The 18,803-nt window shown below is 68.0% G+C and carries 17 protein-coding genes and 1 pseudogene; 4 read left to right on the top strand and 14 right to left on the bottom strand.

Annotation, left to right across the window (positions count from 1 at the left end; all coding sequences use genetic code 11):
• Nucleotides 1-225: 225 nt before the first annotated feature.
• Nucleotides 226-718: pseudogene (locus ACWDVB_RS35955) on the bottom strand (transposase); the annotation flags it as partial.
• A gap of 386 nt (nt 719-1,104) precedes the next feature.
• Between ACWDVB_RS35955 and ACWDVB_RS35950 the strand changes: the two are divergent.
• Nucleotides 1,105-3,732 carry an ATP-binding SpoIIE family protein phosphatase gene (locus ACWDVB_RS35950; protein ID WP_451516992.1) on the top strand — a complete coding sequence of 876 codons (2,628 nt, stop codon included), beginning with the start codon at nt 1,105-1,107 and terminating at the stop codon, nt 3,730-3,732.
• Between the two features lie 17 nt (nt 3,733-3,749).
• On the opposite strand, the gene ACWDVB_RS35945 is transcribed toward ACWDVB_RS35950, so the two are convergent.
• From ACWDVB_RS35945 to ACWDVB_RS35900, 10 genes are all read right to left on the bottom strand, one after another.
• Nucleotides 3,750-3,872 (bottom strand): hypothetical protein, encoded by a 123-nt coding sequence (locus ACWDVB_RS35945; RefSeq protein ID WP_451516993.1) that lies wholly within the window; start codon nt 3,870-3,872, stop codon nt 3,750-3,752.
• A 789-nt stretch (nt 3,873-4,661) separates the two neighbouring features.
• The gene (locus ACWDVB_RS35940; RefSeq protein ID WP_451516994.1) at nt 4,662-5,987 is read right to left on the bottom strand and encodes a hypothetical protein; all 1,326 of its coding nucleotides are present in this window, start codon (nt 5,985-5,987) and stop codon (nt 4,662-4,664) included.
• A gap of 217 nt (nt 5,988-6,204) precedes the next feature.
• Nucleotides 6,205-6,651: a hypothetical protein gene (locus tag ACWDVB_RS35935; protein ID WP_451516995.1), complete on the bottom strand. Its 447-nt coding sequence runs from the start codon at nt 6,649-6,651 to the stop codon at nt 6,205-6,207.
• A 932-nt stretch (nt 6,652-7,583) separates the two neighbouring features.
• Nucleotides 7,584-8,789 (bottom strand): IS256 family transposase, encoded by a 1,206-nt coding sequence (locus tag ACWDVB_RS35930; RefSeq protein WP_451517013.1) that lies wholly within the window; start codon nt 8,787-8,789, stop codon nt 7,584-7,586.
• Nucleotides 8,790-8,976: 187 nt separating this feature from the next.
• Nucleotides 8,977-10,293, bottom strand: coding sequence for a DUF3326 domain-containing protein (locus ACWDVB_RS35925; protein WP_451516996.1), 1,317 nt, complete (start codon nt 10,291-10,293; stop codon nt 8,977-8,979).
• Nucleotides 10,294-10,458: 165 nt separating this feature from the next.
• On the bottom strand, nt 10,459-10,644 hold the full coding sequence (locus ACWDVB_RS35920) for a hypothetical protein (protein ID WP_451516997.1): 186 nt from the start codon (nt 10,642-10,644) through the stop codon (nt 10,459-10,461).
• A 102-nt stretch (nt 10,645-10,746) separates the two neighbouring features.
• Nucleotides 10,747-11,001 (bottom strand): HisA/HisF-related TIM barrel protein, encoded by a 255-nt coding sequence (locus ACWDVB_RS35915; protein WP_451612026.1) that lies wholly within the window; start codon nt 10,999-11,001, stop codon nt 10,747-10,749.
• A gap of 210 nt (nt 11,002-11,211) precedes the next feature.
• Entirely contained in the window at nt 11,212-12,402 is a 1,191-nt protein-coding gene (locus ACWDVB_RS35910) for a cytochrome P450 (RefSeq protein WP_451516999.1), read from the bottom strand.
• A 304-nt stretch (nt 12,403-12,706) separates the two neighbouring features.
• Nucleotides 12,707-12,895, bottom strand: coding sequence for a hypothetical protein (locus ACWDVB_RS35905; RefSeq protein ID WP_451517000.1), 189 nt, complete (start codon nt 12,893-12,895; stop codon nt 12,707-12,709).
• Entirely contained in the window at nt 12,892-13,149 is a 258-nt protein-coding gene (locus tag ACWDVB_RS35900) for a hypothetical protein (protein WP_451517001.1), read from the bottom strand. The genes ACWDVB_RS35905 and ACWDVB_RS35900 overlap by 4 nt, the downstream gene beginning before the upstream one ends.
• A 440-nt stretch (nt 13,150-13,589) precedes the next feature.
• On the opposite strand from ACWDVB_RS35900, the gene ACWDVB_RS35895 reads away from it, so the two are divergent.
• Nucleotides 13,590-13,760 carry a hypothetical protein gene (locus ACWDVB_RS35895; protein ID WP_451517002.1) on the top strand — a complete coding sequence of 57 codons (171 nt, stop codon included), beginning with the start codon at nt 13,590-13,592 and terminating at the stop codon, nt 13,758-13,760.
• A 511-nt stretch (nt 13,761-14,271) separates the two neighbouring features.
• Here the strand turns inward: ACWDVB_RS35895 and ACWDVB_RS35890 are convergent.
• From ACWDVB_RS35890 to ACWDVB_RS35880, 3 genes are all read right to left on the bottom strand, one after another.
• Entirely contained in the window at nt 14,272-15,240 is a 969-nt protein-coding gene (locus ACWDVB_RS35890) for a DUF317 domain-containing protein (protein ID WP_451517003.1), read from the bottom strand.
• On the bottom strand, nt 15,197-15,649 hold the full coding sequence (locus ACWDVB_RS35885) for a hypothetical protein (RefSeq protein WP_451517004.1): 453 nt from the start codon (nt 15,647-15,649) through the stop codon (nt 15,197-15,199). The genes ACWDVB_RS35890 and ACWDVB_RS35885 overlap by 44 nt, the downstream gene beginning before the upstream one ends.
• 226 nt (nt 15,650-15,875) lie before the next feature.
• Nucleotides 15,876-16,817 carry a DnaB-like helicase N-terminal domain-containing protein gene (locus tag ACWDVB_RS35880; RefSeq protein ID WP_451517005.1) on the bottom strand — a complete coding sequence of 314 codons (942 nt, stop codon included), beginning with the start codon at nt 16,815-16,817 and terminating at the stop codon, nt 15,876-15,878.
• A 236-nt stretch (nt 16,818-17,053) separates the two neighbouring features.
• On the opposite strand from ACWDVB_RS35880, the gene ACWDVB_RS35875 reads away from it, so the two are divergent.
• The gene (locus ACWDVB_RS35875) at nt 17,054-18,250 is read left to right on the top strand and encodes an IS110 family transposase (protein ID WP_451517006.1); all 1,197 of its coding nucleotides are present in this window, start codon (nt 17,054-17,056) and stop codon (nt 18,248-18,250) included.
• 99 nt (nt 18,251-18,349) lie between these two features.
• Complete coding sequence (gene gcvH / locus ACWDVB_RS35870) at nt 18,350-18,733, top strand: glycine cleavage system protein GcvH (RefSeq protein WP_451517007.1); 384 nt, start codon at nt 18,350-18,352, stop codon at nt 18,731-18,733.
• The last annotated feature ends 70 nt before the right edge of the window (nt 18,734-18,803 follow it).

Genomic DNA, 18,803 nt, shown 5'->3' with positions numbered 1-18,803 from the left:
TGCCCCAGGTGCCGTACGCGCCGCTCACCGGGAGTGCACGACGATATGGTCTCCTGGCTCATCGTCGGATGTTCCATACTGCCAGCGACCTGATCGGCGGCTGGCACCGCACGGGTCGACTCTTGGAGCTGGTGTCCGGTCCGCGCGTCCCGCCCTCCCCGTACTTGTCCAGCGCCTGGCAGTCCCTAAAAGGCTCTGACAAAGGCGTTGGATGTGTCGGTGGGTGATCAGGTAGGCGGCGAGGCCGAGGAAGGCTTCGTGGATGTCGTCGCGCCGTTCCCAGCGGATGCGCAGGCGGCACAAGCCGTGCAGCCAGGCAATGGTGCGCTCGACGACATAGCGGAAGATGCCCAGGCCACAGCCGTGTGGCTCGCCTCGTTGTCGAGCAGCGGCTCGAGTTGGGTGACGTCGTTGCGGTTTCCGCCGGTCAGCGACACCGCGAGCGGGATGCCCTCGCAGCTCGTTCAGCAGTAGCTGGTGGAGCTGGTGCTGGTCCCAGACGCCGGCCTCGTTCCAGGCCGCGAGGCGCCGCCAGCAGGCAATGCCTGAGCCGAAGCCGAGCCCCTGCGACAGGTACTCCCACTGGATGCCGGTGTGCAGAACGAACAGGATCCCGCACAGGGCCTGCCGGTTCGGCACCCGCGATCCGCCCTCGACCAGCTTCGTTACCTGGCTTCGACAGCAACGGCTCGATCAGCGCACACAGTTCGTCTGACACGAGCCACGGGTTTTCTTAGAGCTTCTAAGCAGTGAGAACCGGTTCGGCCGTCAGTCCACCGTGTCGGCATTTCCGGTGCGCCCATCCGGGACTCCGACGATCGTTGTGACGATCTGCTGACGGACCTCCTCGCCCCGAGCGGCCGACCAGCGCGTCGTGGCGGTGGCGACCAGACGGGCGGGTAGCGTCCGGGATCTCCGGGCAACGGCCCGACCGCGTTCCTACCTGGGCGCTTCCGGGCACATTGCGTCGAGTTGCGATCAAAGCGAGCCCCGAGGGAACGGAGGATCGTAGCTTGTTCGGGCCGGAGTGCTCCGGTATGCGAGATCGAGTCCGGTGGGACGAGCTGAGCGACACTGGGCGGCGGGCCCGAAAGGAAGCACGATATGACCACCGTCCATGCGGCGAGGCGGTCTGCTCCGCCCCCTCTCCTGCCCGTGTCGCTGGGTGTCTGCATGGTCATCGCCGCGCTGGATGTGCTTGCCGGGCCCGGTCCGCAGCTCGTCGCGCTCCTGGTCATCGGCCCGCTGCTGGCCTGCACCCGTCTCGACGTCCCACGTACCGTGCTGGTGGGCTGCTGGGCCTCGCTGGTGGGGGTGGTGGCGGGGCTGCTGGACGATGCCCTGCTGACGCCCGCGTTCGGCGTGCGGTGGTGTGGATTGATGCTCGGTTGCGGACTGACCGCGTATGGGGCGCAAAAACGTGCCGAGCTGGAGACGGCACTGTGCTCGTCGGCCCCGGTCTCCGGGAATCCCAAGGACGTCCTGGCGGCGATTCCCCTCCCCGCCTCCGGAACCCCGGACAGTGCGCACGTGTGCATCCGCTACCACTGCGCCACGGACGAGGCGCGGGCCGGGGGGAACCTGTACGACGTGGCGCGGACCCCGTTCGGCCTGCGGGTCCTGGTCGGTGACGTCCGCGGGTCCGCGGTAGACGCGGTGCGGCTGGCCGCGGCGGCCGTCGCCGGCTTCCGCGAACTGGCCTGCTCCACGGAAGAACTGCCGCGGCTGGCCTCCGCCCTGGAAACCCGTCTCACCCCGAAGCTCACGGCCGGAATCTCCGTTACGACGCTTCTCGCCGAATTTGCTCCCGGTGAGGTACGCGTCGTCAACCGCGGCCACCACGCACCCCTGCGTTGCTCGCGGCGGCGCGTCGAACTTCTGGAACCCACCGAGGCGACACTCCCGTTGGGCCTGGGACCTTCTCAGCCGCGCCAGGACCGCTTCCCCTTGCGTCCCGGCGACCGGCTGCTGTTCTACACCGACGGCCTGGCCGCGGCCCGCAACGCCCAGGGCACACCGTTTCCCTTGCTGGACGAGGCGACCGCCGCCCTGACCGAGTTCCCTATGGAGGAGGCGCTCCGCTCCCTGTACACCCGACTGTTCCGGCACGCCGGACGGCTCACCGACGACCTGGCCTTGGTGCTGTGCCAACCCGTCGAACCCGGCGCCGCCCACGCCGGACGGTCGGACTGCCCCTCGGTGGCCGCCGCCGTCTGGGACGGCACCGATCGCGAGGCGTCAGCGGCGCAAGTCAACGACCTGGCGACCCTGGTGGAGTCCTCGCACGACGCGATCCTGACCAAGACCCTGGACGGCCGGATCACCTACTGGAACGCGGCAGCCCAGCGGCTGTACGGCTACACCCCGCAGCAGGCGATCGGCTCCCACGTGTCTATGCTCGCGCCGCCGGAGCGCAAGGGCGAGATCGACGAACTGCTGGACCGGCTCAGCCGCGGCGAGAAGATCGAGCACTTCGAAACCATCCGGGTCACCAGCACCGGGGTACGCATCGATGTGGACGTCACCTTGTGGCCGAACCGGAACCCCGACGGCCAGGTCATCGGTGCCTGCGCGATCGTGCGGGACGTGAGCACGCAGAAGCGGGCGGAGGCCGAACTCACCACGCTGTACGAGCAACAGCGGCACATCGCTCTGACCTTGCAGCGCAGCCTCATGGGCATCCCACCCGCGGTCCCTGGTGTGCCCACCGCCTACCGCTATCTGCCCGCCACCCAGGGGCCGGGGGTCGGCGGCGACTGGTTCGACATGGTTCCGCTGGGTGCCGGCCGGGTCGGCGCGCTGATCGGCGATGTCATGGGGCGCGGCCTGGACGCGGCCGTCGTCATGGGTCGACTGCGCTCGGCCGCGCACGCGCTGGCCAAGAGCGGGCTGCCACCGCGGCGACTGATGCACACACTGGAGGCGGTCGTGGCCGACCTGCCCGATCAGTTCATCACCTGCTGCTATCTGGAGATCGATGCGGACGCGGGCGAGGCCACGATCTGCTCCGCAGGGCACCTGCCCCTGCTCCTCGCCATCCCGGACGTCGGTGTACGCGTCCTCCCGGTACCGGTGAGCGTCCCCCTCGGCGTGGGCGACATCCCCCATCAGGAGGTCACCGTCTCTCTCCCGCCCGGCGCCACCCTCGCGCTCTACACCGACGGCCTGATCGAAACACCGGGCTGCGACATCGACGACCAGGTCGACGCCCTCGCCGCGACGCTGGACGCCGCGTTCACGACCGGTTGCGACCTGGAGCAGGCGGCGGACCATGTGCTGGCCGAGCTGCTGCCGGGCAACGGCGGACCGTACGACGACATCACCCTGCTCCTGGCACGCCTGCCGTCGGCCCCGCTCGCCACGGCCTGCCGGGAGCTGCAGGCCGTCCCCGCAGCGGTAGCCGAGGGACGCGCCTTCGTCACGGAGTTCCTCGCCTCCTGCGGCTGCCCGCACCTGGCCGACGACGCACGGCTGCTGGCCTCCGAGCTCCTCACCAACATCGTCTGCCATGCCAAGGGGCCCATCGGACTGCGCCTGTGCCACAACGCCCGCGAGATCACCGTCGAGGCGACCGACCACAGCACGCATCTGCCGCACCAGCGGACGGCCACAACCGCCGACGAGTCCGGGCGCGGCCTGACGCTCGTCGACGCACTCGCCGACTCGTGGGGCACCCGCCCCACCGAGGACGGCAAGACCACCTGGTTCACCATGTCAGCGGGCCCTCCCTAGGCCGCTTCTGATGGCTCTCAGACGGTGTCACGGAGCCAGATGACGATCGCGGTAACGGGCAGGGTGCCGTTGCAGACGTAGACGTAGTCGCGCTGGTCGTAACCGGTGGCCACGGCGCGGAACTGCTGCCACCTGTTCACGCACCGCTCGGCTGCATTACGGCGACGGTATCGCGTCTTGTCGCAGGCCGGGGGGCCGACCGTCGGCCCGTCCCCGGTTCCTGCGGTGGACCCGCTGGTCATCGGGCTGCGCGATGGTAGCTCCGGAGCTCCCGTGTCCCGCGCCAACTCAAAGGCACCGACATCTGAGGACCACGCCTTCAGAGGACCCCCGTCGTGACTCTTGGCCTCACCTTGGCTGGGCTCCTACCTCGGGCATGACGAGCGCCCGTTCGGCCTGTGCGGGCCCGCCATCATGATCGGCCGCCGCACGTGGGCTGGATTCCCCTTGGCTCCCGCGCCGAGTACAAGGCCCGGAAGAACGACCCGTGGGCGAAGGAGAGTGAGAAGTTCCAGCCGCTTCCTCGGCCCCGCCGCGGTCTGCAGCGGCTGCCGTGGCGGCGGTGTTCCGGCCACGGCAGCCCCAGCGGTTCCCCCGGCAGATCCCCGACGAGGTCTTCAACGAGTTGTTCGCGAGGCTGTCCTCGGACCGGGACCGGGCCCTGGTCGCCTTCTGGACCTCGACCGGCGCCAGAGCCTCGGAACTGCTCGGCGTCGTATCCTCGGGCACGGAGCCGGGGCGGCAACTCGTCACGGTGGTCCGCAAAGGAACGCGCGCGATGCAGCAGCTGCCGGCGTCACCGGACGCGTTCGTCTGGCTGTGGCTCTACCAGCAGCAGATGCACGGGCTGGTGCCCACCGGCCCGGATGTCCCGCTGTGGTGGACGCTGCGACGGCCGTTCCGTGCAGAGGCGTGTGGTGTTTCTACCGTCAGTGCTCGTGATCCTGAACTTCTTCTCGTCCCGGGGCTGGCAGTCCTGGGACGTCGAGCATCGGCCGTTGATCCCCGAGGGGATGCCCGTGCTCATCGACGACGACCTTCGCTACGAGGACGGCCCGGCTGCGTCGCGTCCGGCGGCGGTGGTGAACCAGTGGCTGTGTGAGCTCCCGGCCAGCGGGGCGCCGACGGAAGTCGTTCAGCCGCTGAGGTATCTGTCTGATCAGTCCCAGCGTGCCGTGGGAAGCGGTGTAGCCGAAGAGGTGTGTGGGGTCGTCGTTGAGTTTCAGCAGAACTTCTACGGCCCGGTGCACAAGATTGAGCACCACCCAGTCGGCTTCCTCGCCGGTGACCTTGCGGTCCTTGTAGACCCGCCCGTGGATTTTGTACCGCAGGCGGCCGTCCGCAGCGGTTCCTACCCGCGCGCAGTCACGCCGGAGATCTCGTACCTCGGCGTCCCGCATCCCGGAGAGATAGGCGATCGCCGCCCAGCAGGCAGTGCGCATGTACGAGGTCTCCGCCTCCGGCGTGCTCCGGCTGAACTCGGGCCGCCATGGGCGGCCCGTCGCCGGCCAGTCGGCCCGGGAGAAGGGCAGGCCCCCCTCCTCGTAGCCGAGCTCCCTTCCCGTGTCCTCGAGCAGAGGGAGCAGGTGGTAGGCGCTGCGGACCTGGGTGAGCAGTTCGACCATCGTCAGGTTCGGCGCCTGCACGACACCGTCGACGACGGGAGCGTCCGGCCTGCGAGCGTGGCGTTCGAGCGGCAGGGCGGGGATGCCCCGGCCCTGGGTTCTGCGCTCGGCAATGAACTGCTCGAACTTCCGGCGGGCCCCACCCGGGCCGCTCCTGGGAGCTGCGGTCGCGTCGATTCGGGCCAGTTCCTCGCGGGCTGTGATCACGTCCTGAGCGGCGGTCTCCACGTAGAAGACCACTCCGGTCAGAAAGGGACGCATGATTTCCTCGGGAATGCGTGCGGTGGCGTTCTCCTCCCCCTGCTGCAGCCCTGAGATCTGTCGGGCCGAGCGGTAGGGCCAGGGTACGAACGTGAGTCGGTCGCCGCTGAAGTGGTCGCCGAGCACGGCGATGGTCTTGAGCGTGGTGATCTGGTTTTCGACGGTGTTCGGCCCGAAGGGACGCGCGTGGGTGAGGAAGGAGTCGAGGTGTTCCTTGCGCAGATCCTGCAGTCGGGGCGCGCCGATCGCGGCGAGCGTCATCATGGTCCGCAGGAAGTTGCGTCCGTCCTCCGCGAGCCAGGTCACCTTGATGGGCTTGGCCAGTCGGCCGACCGGAACGCGCAGACGTGCGTACAGGTACTCCTTCATAGTGCGGCGCTCGAGGTCACCGGTGGCACCGGTGAGGTTGACGAACCTTTGCCGGCTGGTGCGTGGGATGAAGTCCGGTAGGTCCCAGACGTCCTCGTCCTCGCCGAGTCTCGGGCCGCGACTGCGGTTTCCCTGGGTCAGGGCCGCGGCAGGACGAAATCGGTGTCGCGAGGGTGGCGACGGGCGGCGGGCTTCTTCTTACCTGCTGGGGCGGCGGTCATCGAATCGTCTCCAGAAAGGCCGTCGGCAGGGCCAGACGTGCGCCGTCTGCCTCGGCGATCGCCTTGGCGGTGGCAATCTGGCGGGCGGTGAACCGGTTGAGCACGCCGGTGGTGATCCTCTCGTGGGCAAGCCCGAAGCGGATGGTCCACTCGGCGGTGGTGAACTCCTCGCGTTGCCGCTCGATCGTGTCGAGGATGGAGGGGACGGCGGGCAGGTGGCGGCTGGTGAACACCGCGTTCGTGCATTCCAGACACACCCACGGCGGCACCGGACACGGGGCACCCGGCTTGTTCGCCCAGGGGGAGGCGGAAAAGTCGGTGCACGACGACACCCACACGTCCGTCGCTCCGGACAACGCATCGGTGACCGCTCCGGGCGCGAGTTCCCCTTCGCCGTCGTCCAGGCGGTTGCCCTCATCGTCCAGAACCACGGGGGCGGGCAAAGCAATGGCGAGGGCCTGGGTGAGCCCGGCCTCAACGGCGGCGTCGTGGTCTCGTCGTGCGCGGGGATGTCCGCGTAGTGGCGGCCCGCGACCTGCGGCGTGTGACCGCTGGTGAAGTCCGGCAGCACTCACCGACCGCAGTGGCGCCCCGTCCCGGTCGGTCAGCGACTCCAGCCGCACTCAGCCAGGAACCGCTGCCGGGTGACCTCCTCGAGGAAAGTTCCTCACTGGCGTCGGCGAGCTCCGGCTCCGGAGCGGGAACGATGGCGGCCGGATGCCTCCGGACACATGCAGAGCGACAGCAGGAATAGGACCGCCGCAGGGTTCAGACCCCCTCGGGAAGAGAGCCTGTGGTCCCCGGGTGACGCCAGCGAACGGCGTCACCCGTCTCTCACTTGCCTCGACCTCGCATGCGGCTGACCGCAAAGAACACAATTCCGACAACTACCAGCACGCCGAAGGCGATTCCAAGCCACGGTGGGCCGTCGGGCCCCCCTCCGGGAGCCGCAAGTCCTACTGCATGCATCTGGAGTTCCTCTCCACTACCAGGTCTTCCTTATCTTCGCCGAGCATCCCGGCTTGGCGCTATACGAAGTGCTGACACCGGCCGCGGTCTCACCTTGAGTGCTCACCGACGCACGGTAGTTGCCGGCGGAGCACTCCGCCTCGCCGGACCAACCTGCCGAGGCGTCACTGGCGCTCGTTTCGTACCCCCCGCTTACTCCCGGGGTGCCCGCCCCTGCGGTAACGCTGGGATGGATCGCACCGTCATCATTGACGCTGACCCCGCCTCCGAGGCACGCCCCAAACGCACACACCTCTCCTCCGATGCTCCAGCTGGCCAGTCCATCGGGATCGATGCGGTTTACGGGATCTCCTTCGGCGTAGAGGTAGGTGTGTCAATTTAACGGCTGATCTTGGTTGTTGAGTGGTCAGTTGTTGCTCGGGGTCAAGCGACCCTCGAAGGCGATCTGGAACGCGTTGAGAGGTGCTTTCCAGCGCATGGTCCACCTTTTGCGGCCTTTGCCGGTCGGGTCCAGGCTCATCAGGGCCATGTAGATGCACTTGAGGGCGGCGGCCTCGTTGGGGAAGTGCCCGCGGGCGCGGACGGACCTGCGGATGCGGGCGTTGACGCTCTCGATCGCGTTCGTGCTGCAGATGACCCTGCGGATCTCGACGTCGAAGGCGAGGAAGGGCACGAACTCGGCCCAGGCGTCCGACCACAGCTTCACGATCGCCGGGTACTTCCGGCCCCAGGATTCCTGGAACTCCAGGAACCGCTCCGTCGCGGCGTCCTCGCTGGGTGCGGTGTAGACGGGCTTGAGGGCCCCTGCGACCTTGTCCCAGTCCTGGCGGGCGGCGTATCGGAACGAGTTCCGCAGCAGGTGAACAACGCACGTCTGGACGATTGTGCGAGGCCAGACGGTTTCCACGGCCTCGGGGAGCCCTTTGAGCCCGTCGCAGACCAGCATGAGCACGTCGTCCAGGCCGCGGTTCTTCAGCTCGGTGAACACGTGCAGCCGGTACTTGGCGCCCTCGCCGCCGTCGCCGGCCCAGATGCCGAGGATGTCGCGGGTGCCGTCCACCGTCACCGCCATCACCACGTAGATGGGACGGTTCGCGACCTTCCCATCTCTGATCTTGACGTTGATGGCGTCCACGAACAGGACCGGGTAGACGCGGTCGAGCGGACGGATCTGCCATTCGACCATGCCCTCCATCACTTGGTCGGTGATGGTGGAGACGGTCTGCTTGGACACCTCGGCGCCGTACACCTCGGCGAGATGAGCCGATATCTCTCCGTGCGTGAGGCCCTTCGCGGACAAGGAGAGCACCATCTCGTCGATGCCGGTCAGGCGTCGCTGTCGCTTCTTGACGATCTGCGGCTCGAAGCTGCCGGCAGTGTCGCGGGGCACCTTCACTTCCACCGGCCCGACGTCGGTCAGCACGGTCTTGGCCCGGCTCCCGTTGCGGGAGTTGCCGCTGCCCCGGCCGACAGCATCGTGGCGTTCATAGCCAAGGTGATCGGTGATCTCACGTTCCAGAGCAGATTCCAGGACCCGCTTGGTCAGCTGCTGCAACAGCCCACCCTGCCCGGTCAGCTGCAGCCCCTCCGACCGGGCCCGTTCCACCAGCATCGCGATCAGTTGCTCATCCGACACGGGCACAAGCTGCCCGGACAGGGCACTCCCGACACGTTCCACGGTCTCCAACTCCACGGCGGTTTCAGTCACTTGACGTCTCTCCCATGATCGTCGGATCCGCCGTTAGATTTACACTCCCGTCCATCGCGGCGGCCCACGTGATGACATGCATTGCTGCATTTCAGAGCCCGCCTCGGAACCTCCGGATCAAAGACTCCGAGACAGGCTCTGCGCGGTTGGGGGCGGTTGGCCCCAGTGTCCGCAGCGGCCGAGCGATGGTCTCCGGATTGATGCCGCTGCGCAGGGCGAGAATCAGCCCTGCTGCCTCGGCATAGTTAGCGACTTCGGTCACGCCTGGCAGACCAAGGGCACCGGCGGTTACGTCGAGGATCGTGCTGTTTCCGCGTACAGCGATCACAGGGATCCGCTGACGAAGCGCCTCGAGTACTGGGATGCCGCCGAGCGCGTCGGCTGGGGCAACCACTGCGACCACGTCGTGGAAGTTCACCTCGTCGGTCAGCCGGGAGCCGCGGGAGGCGGGCGAGGTCTGAGGGGCGTTGGCCAGGCCGATGAGGACGCAGGCGAGCCCGCTGGTAGACGCCATCTCTCCTGCGGAGCGGGCATCGACGAGAGGGTGGTCGAGTTGCAGGTCTTTAAAGTTCATCATCGGAGCGTGGGCGGCAGGGACCCCCAGAGTGCGGACGATCAAGTGGGAGAGGATGGCCTCGGCTCCGCCGACCGGGTTGGCATGGCTGCCACTGAAGTGCGCGGAGTAGTCCTGGCTGGTGAGGTCCTGCACATTTGTGGTGACGGCGATGGCGTTGGCGCCCCGGTCGATCAGTGCCCGAGCGGCATCCAGCAGCACCTCGGGGGCATCGATCTGTCCCGCATAGGCGCCGGACTCGTTGCGGACACAGCGTGTACCGATGGGCCGCTCAGTGACTACGCACTCGACGATGTCGATACCGTGCACTGCACGCACCGCGTTCGTCACATTCCAGACGTGCTCCACGGCTCCCGGCGCGGCGGTTTCGATGATCAGTCCGATCCGGTTGCTCTGGGACCGATGCAGACTGATGGCCCCGCGGGCGAAGGAGTCGATGCACGATCCCTCGGTGTACAGGATCCGCTTGCTGGTGTTGATGAAGTTGGAGGCGTTGAGTGCGTTCGGGTTCGTGACCACCAGGTCGCAGGCCCGGGCCAGGAGCGCGGTGACCGGGGCCGCATCCCCGGCGTAGCCCCCGACTGAGCATCCGATCCCGGTGGGAATGAGGCTGACGACGGTATCGAGCCCAGATCGGGAGAGGACAGGCGGTGTAGGTGGTCCGGGCAGGGGCCCTTCGTACTCGGTACTCTCCACGACGATGCGGGCACGATCGGCCGCGCTGATGAACCAGCGCAACGCGGGTTCCTTGAAGGAGTTCTCCACGAGCGACAGGAGCGCATCGGCGTCACGGATATTGGAACGATCGAGTTCATATCTGCGGTTCGAGATCACAGTGCGCCATGTCCTCTTCGTCATCATCGAGCTCACCCTCAGTCGCGAGACGGCGTCCCGTCCGGAATGACCTCGGCCAAGTCGACCTCCCAAGCGGCCGCGTCCACGGGGCCTGGAACGAACGCCGACCAGGCCCCGATGGATTCACGCGACCAGATTCAGCTACTAATCCCCGGCCTCCTGAGCGTCATTTGCATTCAGGATGTTCTGGGCAGACTTCACCATGTCGGGTGTGATCTTGGCCCCCTCGCCAGCTCGCACAATCTGGTTCGCCAGGGCCGCCGGAGTCTGGATCACCATTTCCCACCGGGTCCCCAGGGCTTCCGGCGCCAACGCCTCCCGCTCCTCCACTCATGACTACTTCCCTTCCGACGTTGCCGGGCCTATGCCCGACGCCTACAAGCAGCCCTCCCCACTACGGCTCAAGGGCCCCCGCCCCACAGTCAAGAACCCTCAGATGGCAGGCATAGCGCGGGCGTGGATCGGGCCGCGCGGGGACCGAACAGACCGCGCGCCCAGCCGCCACACCAACCGCCTTCGGGTGCACAGAAGGCGCGCCTTGGGAAAGGACAGGGCGCCTGTGTAAAGAGCCCGGCCGATGACGGCGCCCGCGACGCCATGAGGCGCATGGGCGGTAACGTCCCTCAGATCTTCCAAATGCCGGATACCGCCGGCGGCCAGAACCGGGATGGGAATACGGGCGCACACCCCATAGTCGGCGTCGTGGGCCTGCTCGGAGACCGCCACGAGATGATCCGGGAAAACTGGACAAGGACGTTGTTCTCGACGGCGAGTTCGTCGTGCCGTGCCACAGGCGGCTGGACTCGAGCCCGGCGCCGCGGCACACGGCAGCGGCCGCAGCGCACTTGGCCTATCTGCTCCCTGGAGTGCGCGCAGGTTCGCAGACCAGCCGGCCGCTCACCACGCCACGGGGAGTTCGACCATGCCCTGGATGGTGTCGTCCCCGGGCTTGACCGGGATACGGCCGGGTTCGGCTGCCAGCCGTAGCCCGGGCAGCCGCTCGAAGAGGGTGCCAAGTGCGATCTCCATCTCGGCACGGGCCAGGTTCTGGCCCAGGCACTGGTGGACACCGAAGCCGAATCCCAGGTGGTGCTGGGAGGGCCGGTGCCAGTCCAGGGTGTCGGGCTCGTCGAAGACGGCCTCGTCACGGTTGATCACAGAGGTGGAGAAGATCACTCCGTCGCCGGAGCGGACGCTCACCCCGCCGATCTCAATGTCCTTGGTGGCCACGCGGTACATGCCGTCCGCGACGGACAGGAACCGCATCAGCTCCTCCACCGCCTCCGGCATCAGGGACGGGTCGTTGCGCAGTTCGGCCAGCTGCTCGGGGTGGTTGAGGAGTGTGAACGCACCGAGCGAGATCATGTGGGCTGTGGTCTCGTGCCCCGCGACGAGCAGAGCAGAGGTCAGGTCGGCGAGCTGCTGGACGTCGATCTCGCCGGTGTCCAGGCGCTGGACGATCAGTTCGTCCAGCAGTCCGCTGCCCGGCTTTTGGCGTTTGTGTCCGATGAGCTCGTGGAGATAGTCGTTGAGCTGCGCGCGGGCGTCGTCCACGTCGGTCGCTTCGGGGCCGTTGTGGAGCCGCCGGGACTGGGCCACGAAGAACGCGTGGTCCGCGTACGGGACGCCGAGCACCTCGCAGGTCACCCTCGATGCCAGCGGCAGAGCGAAGTCGCCGACCAGTTCCGCGCGGGGGCCGGTCGCGATCATCTCTTCGATCAGCTGGCCCGCGGTTTCTTGGATCCAGGGGCGCAGGGCTGCGGTGCGCTTCAGCGCGAAGCTCGGGATCAACATCCGTCGCTGCGTGTGGTGGATGGGGTCGTCGACGCCGAACAGGGCGGCGTAGCCCCGCGCGTCTTGCAAGCGCCTGCTGGGGGCAGGGAAGGAAAGGTTGTGGCGGTCGGCGGAGAGCCGGCCGTCGGAGAGCAGGGTGCGCGCCTCAGCGTGCCCGGAGACCACCCACACGGACCGGCCGTCGAAGAGGGTGACCCGGGAGAGCGGCGGCCCCGTCCGCAGAGGCTCGTAGGCCGCTGGCGGGTGGTAGGGGCAGGTCCGGTCCTGAGGGAAGGTGACGGTCTTTTCGGACATACGACACCTCGCACACGATGAGTTCGGTTCCCCGAGCTCCATTACACGCCGACAGCAGGAGGTCTGCTCGTTGAAGCGGGCATGGAGCGAGGCCGCGGTGATTGGTGTCGGGCGACTTGTGGGCCGGGTCGAGCCGATGCTTACGGTGCAGGCCCGGCGGCAGCAAAACCCAGACCGTCGGCCGCTGGGTGACGGCGCCGTGGCCTTCAATGCTGCAGCCGAACGCTGTCATCGAGCCCGCCGCCGTCGCGGTAAACGGCATCACACGGAGCGGGTCGCAGGAGCGCAGAAAAGAGAAACAGGCTCACGAATGAGCCCGGGCGTATGCCCGCAGGTCGGCGAGGAGTGCCCGCACCTCCTGAGGGTCGTCACCGACCGTGGTGAAGGCCAGCAGCGCTTGCAGGACGCGGCGGGCGAGGCCGCCGGTCGCCTGGACGTCGTCACCAGCGCAGCAGGCCCAGCCGGACATCATGCTCAGTGCCACCGTGGTCAAGTGCGAGATGAGGCCCTCCCGCAGCTCCGCCAACGCCCCTTGCCGGTCGGCCCGTCCGGGTTGGGGATGTCGGTGACGATCAGCACCATGGTCTGCAGTCTGCTGGCGCCGAACTCGGCGATCAGCATGGCCAGCGGCTGCTCGTCATGCCCGCCGCGGGCCAGGGCGCTCAGCGCGTCGTCGTCATTGGCCCACGCCGCTTCCAGCGCGGCGACCGCGCGCATGACCTGGTCCGGGGTCAGCGTTCGTGACATGACAGCAACGTAACCACCCAGTACAGATCACAGCGAATCGCCACCGGGCGCCGCGCATCTGGTGCTGGCGAGAACGTATTGCCGCGCGACCCTGAGCCGCGGGTGTTCGGGGCGATGCTGGAGGGCTGGGCTCGACAGCAGCGGGTTCGGTTCCTGAAGAGCGACACCATGAGCCGTCGGTTGGGGCTGGTACAGCGGCTGGCGCAGTTCTCGGGCCAGTATCCGTGGCAGTGGAACGCCGCTGAGATCGAGTCACCGACGCATGGTCCGCGTGGACGGGCGTCGCTCCGTACAGACCGCATTCGGCACTTGAACTGGGGTTTCTTCTCCATCGATCCCCCACCTGGGCTAGTCCACTCAGCCTCAGCGCCACTGCCCAGTGAAGGTGAGGTGGCAGGGCGCGTCCGCGCTCTGCGTCAGTTACGAAAAGAGAGCCAGCCATGGGTGTTGAGGATGAAGCGAAGGACAAGGTCGACAAGCTTGCCGAGCAGGCCAAAGGAGCGTTCGGTAAGGCGACCGACGACCGTGACCTGGAGAACGAAGGCAAAGGCGATCAGGCCGACGCCAACCCGGACGCCTTCGGCCAGGGCGAGACCAACTCGGGGCAGTAGCAGCTGATATAGCGAGAGCCGACGAGCCCCTCCTTCCCACAGGCGGGGGCTCGTCGGCTTTCTGTCCAAGTCCAGTCGGGCAACGGATCGGCTCATTGATCTTTGGTCTCTGACCAGTGGCTACCCGGTGCACAGAAGCGTCCGTACAAGGAGAAGCTCGAGGAGCAGGGGTCGGCGACGGGGAGCTGAGCTGAAGGACGATGAAGGCCGGGGCATTCCGCAGGGTTCGAATACGTACCGGTTACCAGCTACCCGAACGGAGTTGCACCCGATGTAGGTACCTCCCTTCGGAGAGGAGGGCGACTCGCCGGATGACGGTGCCGACTCCGGGCCCGGCATCTGACCGCTGCGTGCCTTGGTCATCGCGCCCACGCCTGGCCGGGCAGAACCGTTCGGAGCCGCCGCGCTGTGAGTGCGCATGGTAGATGGCCCGTCTGGCCATGTAAGTGTTCAGCAGGCCCTGAGAGGTGCCCGCACGCAGAGAGGTGATGATCCCTCGCAGGGCAAGGGCTCATCGACTGCGCCCGGGACGGTACGCGGCCGGCAGCGATGCTGCCATCGATGCGGGGGCTTGAGCGGTGCGGAGCGCCGGGCCGTCAGCCGCGGCCTGTACGAGGCGGGTGCCTTGGCCCTCGGCCATTTCGAAGGCGATGTACTGCACCAGGGGCACCGGGGTGTTCGCCGACAGCTGGAGTGCCCAGGCCGGTTGGTGGATGGCGTGGCCGCCCCAGATGGTCCAGGTGGGAAGAAGACCGTTGTCCTTCTGGGCGGCGAAGGCGTCGAACTGTATGCCGGCTTCCTGGGGGCCTGGGGCCTCCCAGGTGATGTAGCGCCCGTCGATGGTGTGTGTCCATTTTGCGTCGGTGAGCGGACGGGTCGCCTCGGTGATGGCGGTCTCGGGAGCGGTGGGGGACAGGCCGCTGTTCCAGGCGTTCTCGGTGGCTACTGGGTCGAGCAGAGCGCTCACGATCGCGGTGGGCGTGGAGGCGGTGGCCGTGCCGTGCCAAAGCCGGTCGCTGACCGGTGTCTCGTAGGCCGCGAAGGTCCACTTCGTCTCGCGGCCTTCGGCATCGTGGTCGAAGATTGCGCGCAGGGTCAGGGACTCGTGATTGGCGACGGTCGTGGAGTCCTCCCAGGTCCGGTACTTCTCCCACTCGCCCTGTTCCTTTAGGAACTTGCCCAGCAGTGCCTCATGGTCACCTGGGTCGGCCGCGTACACCGGCACCCGTTCTGTCGTTGCCTGGAGTTCCATGGGGGCGTCAGCGATGCGGGCGGCGTTTGCGGCCGACAGGGCGGCGAGGGCCTGGGCGGCCTGCTGTTCGGTGTCGGTGGTCGGTGCGGGGCCGGTGCGGACCGCATCGCCGTACAGGCGCTCGAAGTCGGCGATGGCCTCGCCTGGGGTGTCGTAGGAACCGCTGACGACGCGCAGGTGGTTCTCACCGTGGAGATGGACGCTGTTGGCGTGCTGGTAGGTACCCACGGCGACGGTGGTGTGGCCGTTGTGGGCGTGCTGGGAACCCGGAGGCGATGTCATCGTGGATCTTCTGGGCTTCGGCAGACACGAGCCGGATCTCGTCGCTGTCCAGCCAGGTCATCGGGTGGTTGGCCCAGGTCCACTCGGTGTCGATCTCTTCCTGCAGCTGGTCGGTGATGTCCACGGGGATGCCGGCGTTACGCAGGAGGTTGGCGGTGATGTTGGCGTAGTAGGGCTCCTCGTGGTCGATACGGACGAGGAGCATCGTGTCGTCGCTGACCGGCCGGAAGCCTTCCGAGGTGAGGGTAGCGCGGGCGGTGTGCAGCTTGGTGCCGGTGAGGGTCGCGACCACGGCGCTGGGGTGCTGCGGGTGCAGGGCGAGGTGAACGTGAGCGTCGGGTGCGGCGTCGGGCATAGAGGGCTCATTTCGCCGGTCCGGACCGATGCGGAGGTCGGCCCGGACCGGGGGTTCTAGCGGGTGGCTCGGACGGGTAGCGGGGCGGCCCGCGGAGGCGGCCCGGCCCGAGGGGCAGCCGGGGCGCGGGCCGGGCGGGCGGTGCGCGGCGTAGCCGGGCCGGTGGCCTGGTGCCAGCGGGAGCGCACGGCGGTCAGCTCGGCCAGCGCCCGCCGACTGCCGGTGATCAGCTGATGGGGGCTGTTCGCCGGGTCATGGGTGAGGGCGGTGATGTTGACGGCAGTGGTCTGTGCGCGGCTGAGCAGGGCACGCTCAAGGACCTTCTCGCCCCAGTGTTCGGGTGAGCCGACCGGCGTGGAGAGCACGTCAGCAGGTCGGCGGGGGCGATGTCGTGTGCGAGCAGGCCGCGGTGCTGGGCTTCCCAGAGCACCGTGATCGGGTCGACGGCCTCGCCGCGGTGCGTGAGCGCGGTGAGGCACTGCCACAGTGCCGCGTGCAGGGGGAGCGCGAAGTCCTCGGGCATGAGCCAGCGCATCTGGCTGGTCTCGGCGGGGTAGGCGGTCGCGGTGGCGGTCAGGAGGCGTTCTTCGTCGAGGGCTTCCTCGCCGGTGTCCCTGGCGGGTGCCGGCGGCAGCGGGGTGCGCGGTAGGGAGCCGGGGTGCGGGGTGAAGCGGCCGGAGAGGTCGTCCAGGAACCGGGCGAGGGTGTCGGCCTGCTGGAGGGTGGCCTTCGCGCGGTGGGGCAGGGTGGTGTCGATCGCGGTTTGGGCCAGGCGCTCGGCGTGCAGGCGCAGGCTGCGGCGGGCGTGGTCGGCGCGGATGATCCGGGCGTATGTGGCCGCGTGGCTCGGCCAGGGGCAGACCTGGATGAGGGTGTGCAGGTAGGAGGCGGTCAGCCCGGGGGCATGGGGGCGGGCTGCGTCCAGGACGGTGTTCGGCCAGGCCGGGCTCGTGTGGTGCTGCTCGGTGTCGGGGGCCGGTGCCGAGCGCATGGCGCGGAACAGTTCGCCGTGGGTGTGGTTGGAGAAGTGGCTCGGCTCCAGTGGGCCGATCTCGTCGAGGCGGTGGGGGTCCAACAGGAGTGCGCCGAGCAGGGATTGTTCGGCGTAGTGCACGGGTTGGGGCGGCGGAAGGTCGTCGTGCTCGTCGTCGGTGGAGGGAGGGGGCATCAGGCGGCTCTACCTTCTTGATCGGGTTGATCGAGCCATTCGTAGGGTTGGGTCGCCCAGGGGTGCTGGGTGTGGCTATCAGGCGGATGCCGTCTCGTGGTTTCCCTGGCTTCGTCGCCCAGCGCCCCACGACGACTCGGCCGCCGATTAGGAAGGGCGAACAAGTCGCTGTGTAGAGCAATGCTGGCGAGGTCGTCTGTGGCACGTACAGAACGAACACGCACGTCAGGAGCACGATGAGCCGGATATGGGCGGGGATCAACAGCGGCAAAGGGCACCATCACGGCCTCGCGCTGGACGCGGACGGCATGACGCTGCTGTCGCGACGGGTCGCCAACGACGAGCCCGCGCTGCTGAAACTGATCGGGGATGTCCTGGATCTGGCCGACGGCCGTGATGTCACCTGGGCGATCGACATGACCGGCGGCGAGCCCGCGCTGCTGCTGGCTCTGCTGGTCAGTCACGGCCAGGAGGTCCTCTACATGCCCGGCCGGCTGGTCAACCGGGCCTCCGACGGCTACCGCGGCGAGGGCAAGACTGACGCCCGTGATGCCTACGTGATCGCCGACCAGGCGAGGATGCGCCGGGACCTGCGGCCCATCCGCCCCGGCGACGAAGCCGCCGTCGAGCTGAAGCTGCTGACCGGGCGTCGGGCTGACCTGGTCGAGGACCGCACCCGCGTGGTCAACCGCCTGCGCGGCACACTGCTGTCCATGTTCCCGGCCCTGGAGAGAGCCCTGGACATGACCAACACCGGCCCGCTCAGGCTGCTGACGGGCTACCAGACTCCGGCCGCGATCCGCCGCGCCGGGGCCACTCGGCTGACGAAGTGGCTGGCCAACCGCAAGGTCCGCAACGCCAGATCCCTGGCCGAAGCGGCCGTCGAGGCCGCCGAACGCCAGCACACCGCCGTCCCCGGAGAGAAGACCATCGCCAAGTTGGTCCACACTCTGGCCGAGGAGGTGATGGCCCTCAACGAGCACATCGCCGAGCTGGACAAGCTCATTGAGGCCCGGTTTCGCGAGCACGAGCTCGCCGACATCGTCCTGAGCGTCCCGGGCATCGGCACGACTTTCGGAGCCGAATTCCTCGCCGCCGTCGGCGGCAGCCTGGACGAGTTCGACTCCCCGGACGCCTTGGCGGCCTTCACAGGCGTCGCCCCCCGACCGCGCGATTCGGGCAAGGTCAGCGGCAACCTCCACCGTCCGCTCGTCTATCACCGCAGACTCCAGCGGGTTTTCTACACCTCCGCGCTCGTCAGCGTCCGCTACGACCCGAACTCGCGGAAGTTCTGCGACCGCAAACGCGCCGAGGGCAAGAAGCACGTCCAGGCCGTTCTCGCCCTCGCCCGCCGACGCGTCAACGTCATCTGGGCCCTGATCCGCGACCGACGGCGCTACCAGGTCACACCGCCAGTTGCTGCAACCGCTTGACTTGGACCCGCGACTTCGTCCGAAAGCGATCAACGGCTTGTTCTCTGTCCTGCAAGATGGCAGCGACCGTGTGGCCATCGCCTTGATTGGAGAACGCTCGTGTCCGATATCCCTGCCGATCTGCGCTTCACTGAGAGCCACGAATGGGCACGCCTTGAGAGTGACGCCACTGTGACCGTCGGCATCAGCGACCACGCGCAGGAGGCGCTTAGTAACCTGGTCTTCGTCGAGCTGACCGAAGTAGGGGCGGTCTTCGCGGCTGGCGACGCAGCTGGGGTCGTGGAGTCCGTCAAGGCTGCCAGTGACATCTACGCCCCCGTCGCTGGAGAGGTTCTCGCCGTGAACGAGGACCTTGCCCGCAGCCCCGAACTGGTGAACGCAGACCCGTACGGCTCGTGGATCTTCAAGCTGAACCCGTCGAACGTGCAAGAGCTCGACAGGCTTCTCGACGCCGCGGGCTATAGGGCGGCCATCGGCGAGTGAGGACTGGGGCGGGGGGCGCCGGGGCGCCGCCCCCGCGGGGGGTGCCGGCCCGGCCCAGAAGCGGGGGAAG

The organism is Streptomyces sp. NPDC003379 (assembly GCF_053589195.1).
The sequence above is the reverse complement of the archived record's forward strand: the minus strand, read 5'-3'. Positions and strand labels throughout refer to the sequence as shown.

What these genes read in the sequence shown, in the direction of transcription:
- ACWDVB_RS35930 (WP_451517013.1), bottom strand. Translation starts at nt 8,789, where the DNA reads ATGCTGGTGGAACGGGCCCGGTCGGAGGGGCTGCAGCTGACCGGGCAG.
- ACWDVB_RS35880 (WP_451517005.1), bottom strand. Translation starts at nt 16,817, where the DNA reads ATGCCCCCTCCCTCCACCGACGACGAGCACGACGACCTTCCGCCGCCC.
- ACWDVB_RS35895 (WP_451517002.1), top strand. Translation starts at nt 13,590, where the DNA reads ATGGGTGTTGAGGATGAAGCGAAGGACAAGGTCGACAAGCTTGCCGAG.
- ACWDVB_RS35900 (WP_451517001.1), bottom strand. Translation starts at nt 13,149, where the DNA reads ATGTCACGAACGCTGACCCCGGACCAGGTCATGCGCGCGGTCGCCGCG.
- ACWDVB_RS35910 (WP_451516999.1), bottom strand. Translation starts at nt 12,402, where the DNA reads ATGTCCGAAAAGACCGTCACCTTCCCTCAGGACCGGACCTGCCCCTAC.
- ACWDVB_RS35885 (WP_451517004.1), bottom strand. Translation starts at nt 15,649, where the DNA reads ATGCCCGACGCCGCACCCGACGCTCACGTTCACCTCGCCCTGCACCCG.
- ACWDVB_RS35875 (WP_451517006.1), top strand. Translation starts at nt 17,054, where the DNA reads ATGAGCCGGATATGGGCGGGGATCAACAGCGGCAAAGGGCACCATCAC.
- ACWDVB_RS35950 (WP_451516992.1), top strand. Translation starts at nt 1,105, where the DNA reads ATGACCACCGTCCATGCGGCGAGGCGGTCTGCTCCGCCCCCTCTCCTG.
- ACWDVB_RS35940 (WP_451516994.1), bottom strand. Translation starts at nt 5,987, where the DNA reads ATGAAGGAGTACCTGTACGCACGTCTGCGCGTTCCGGTCGGCCGACTG.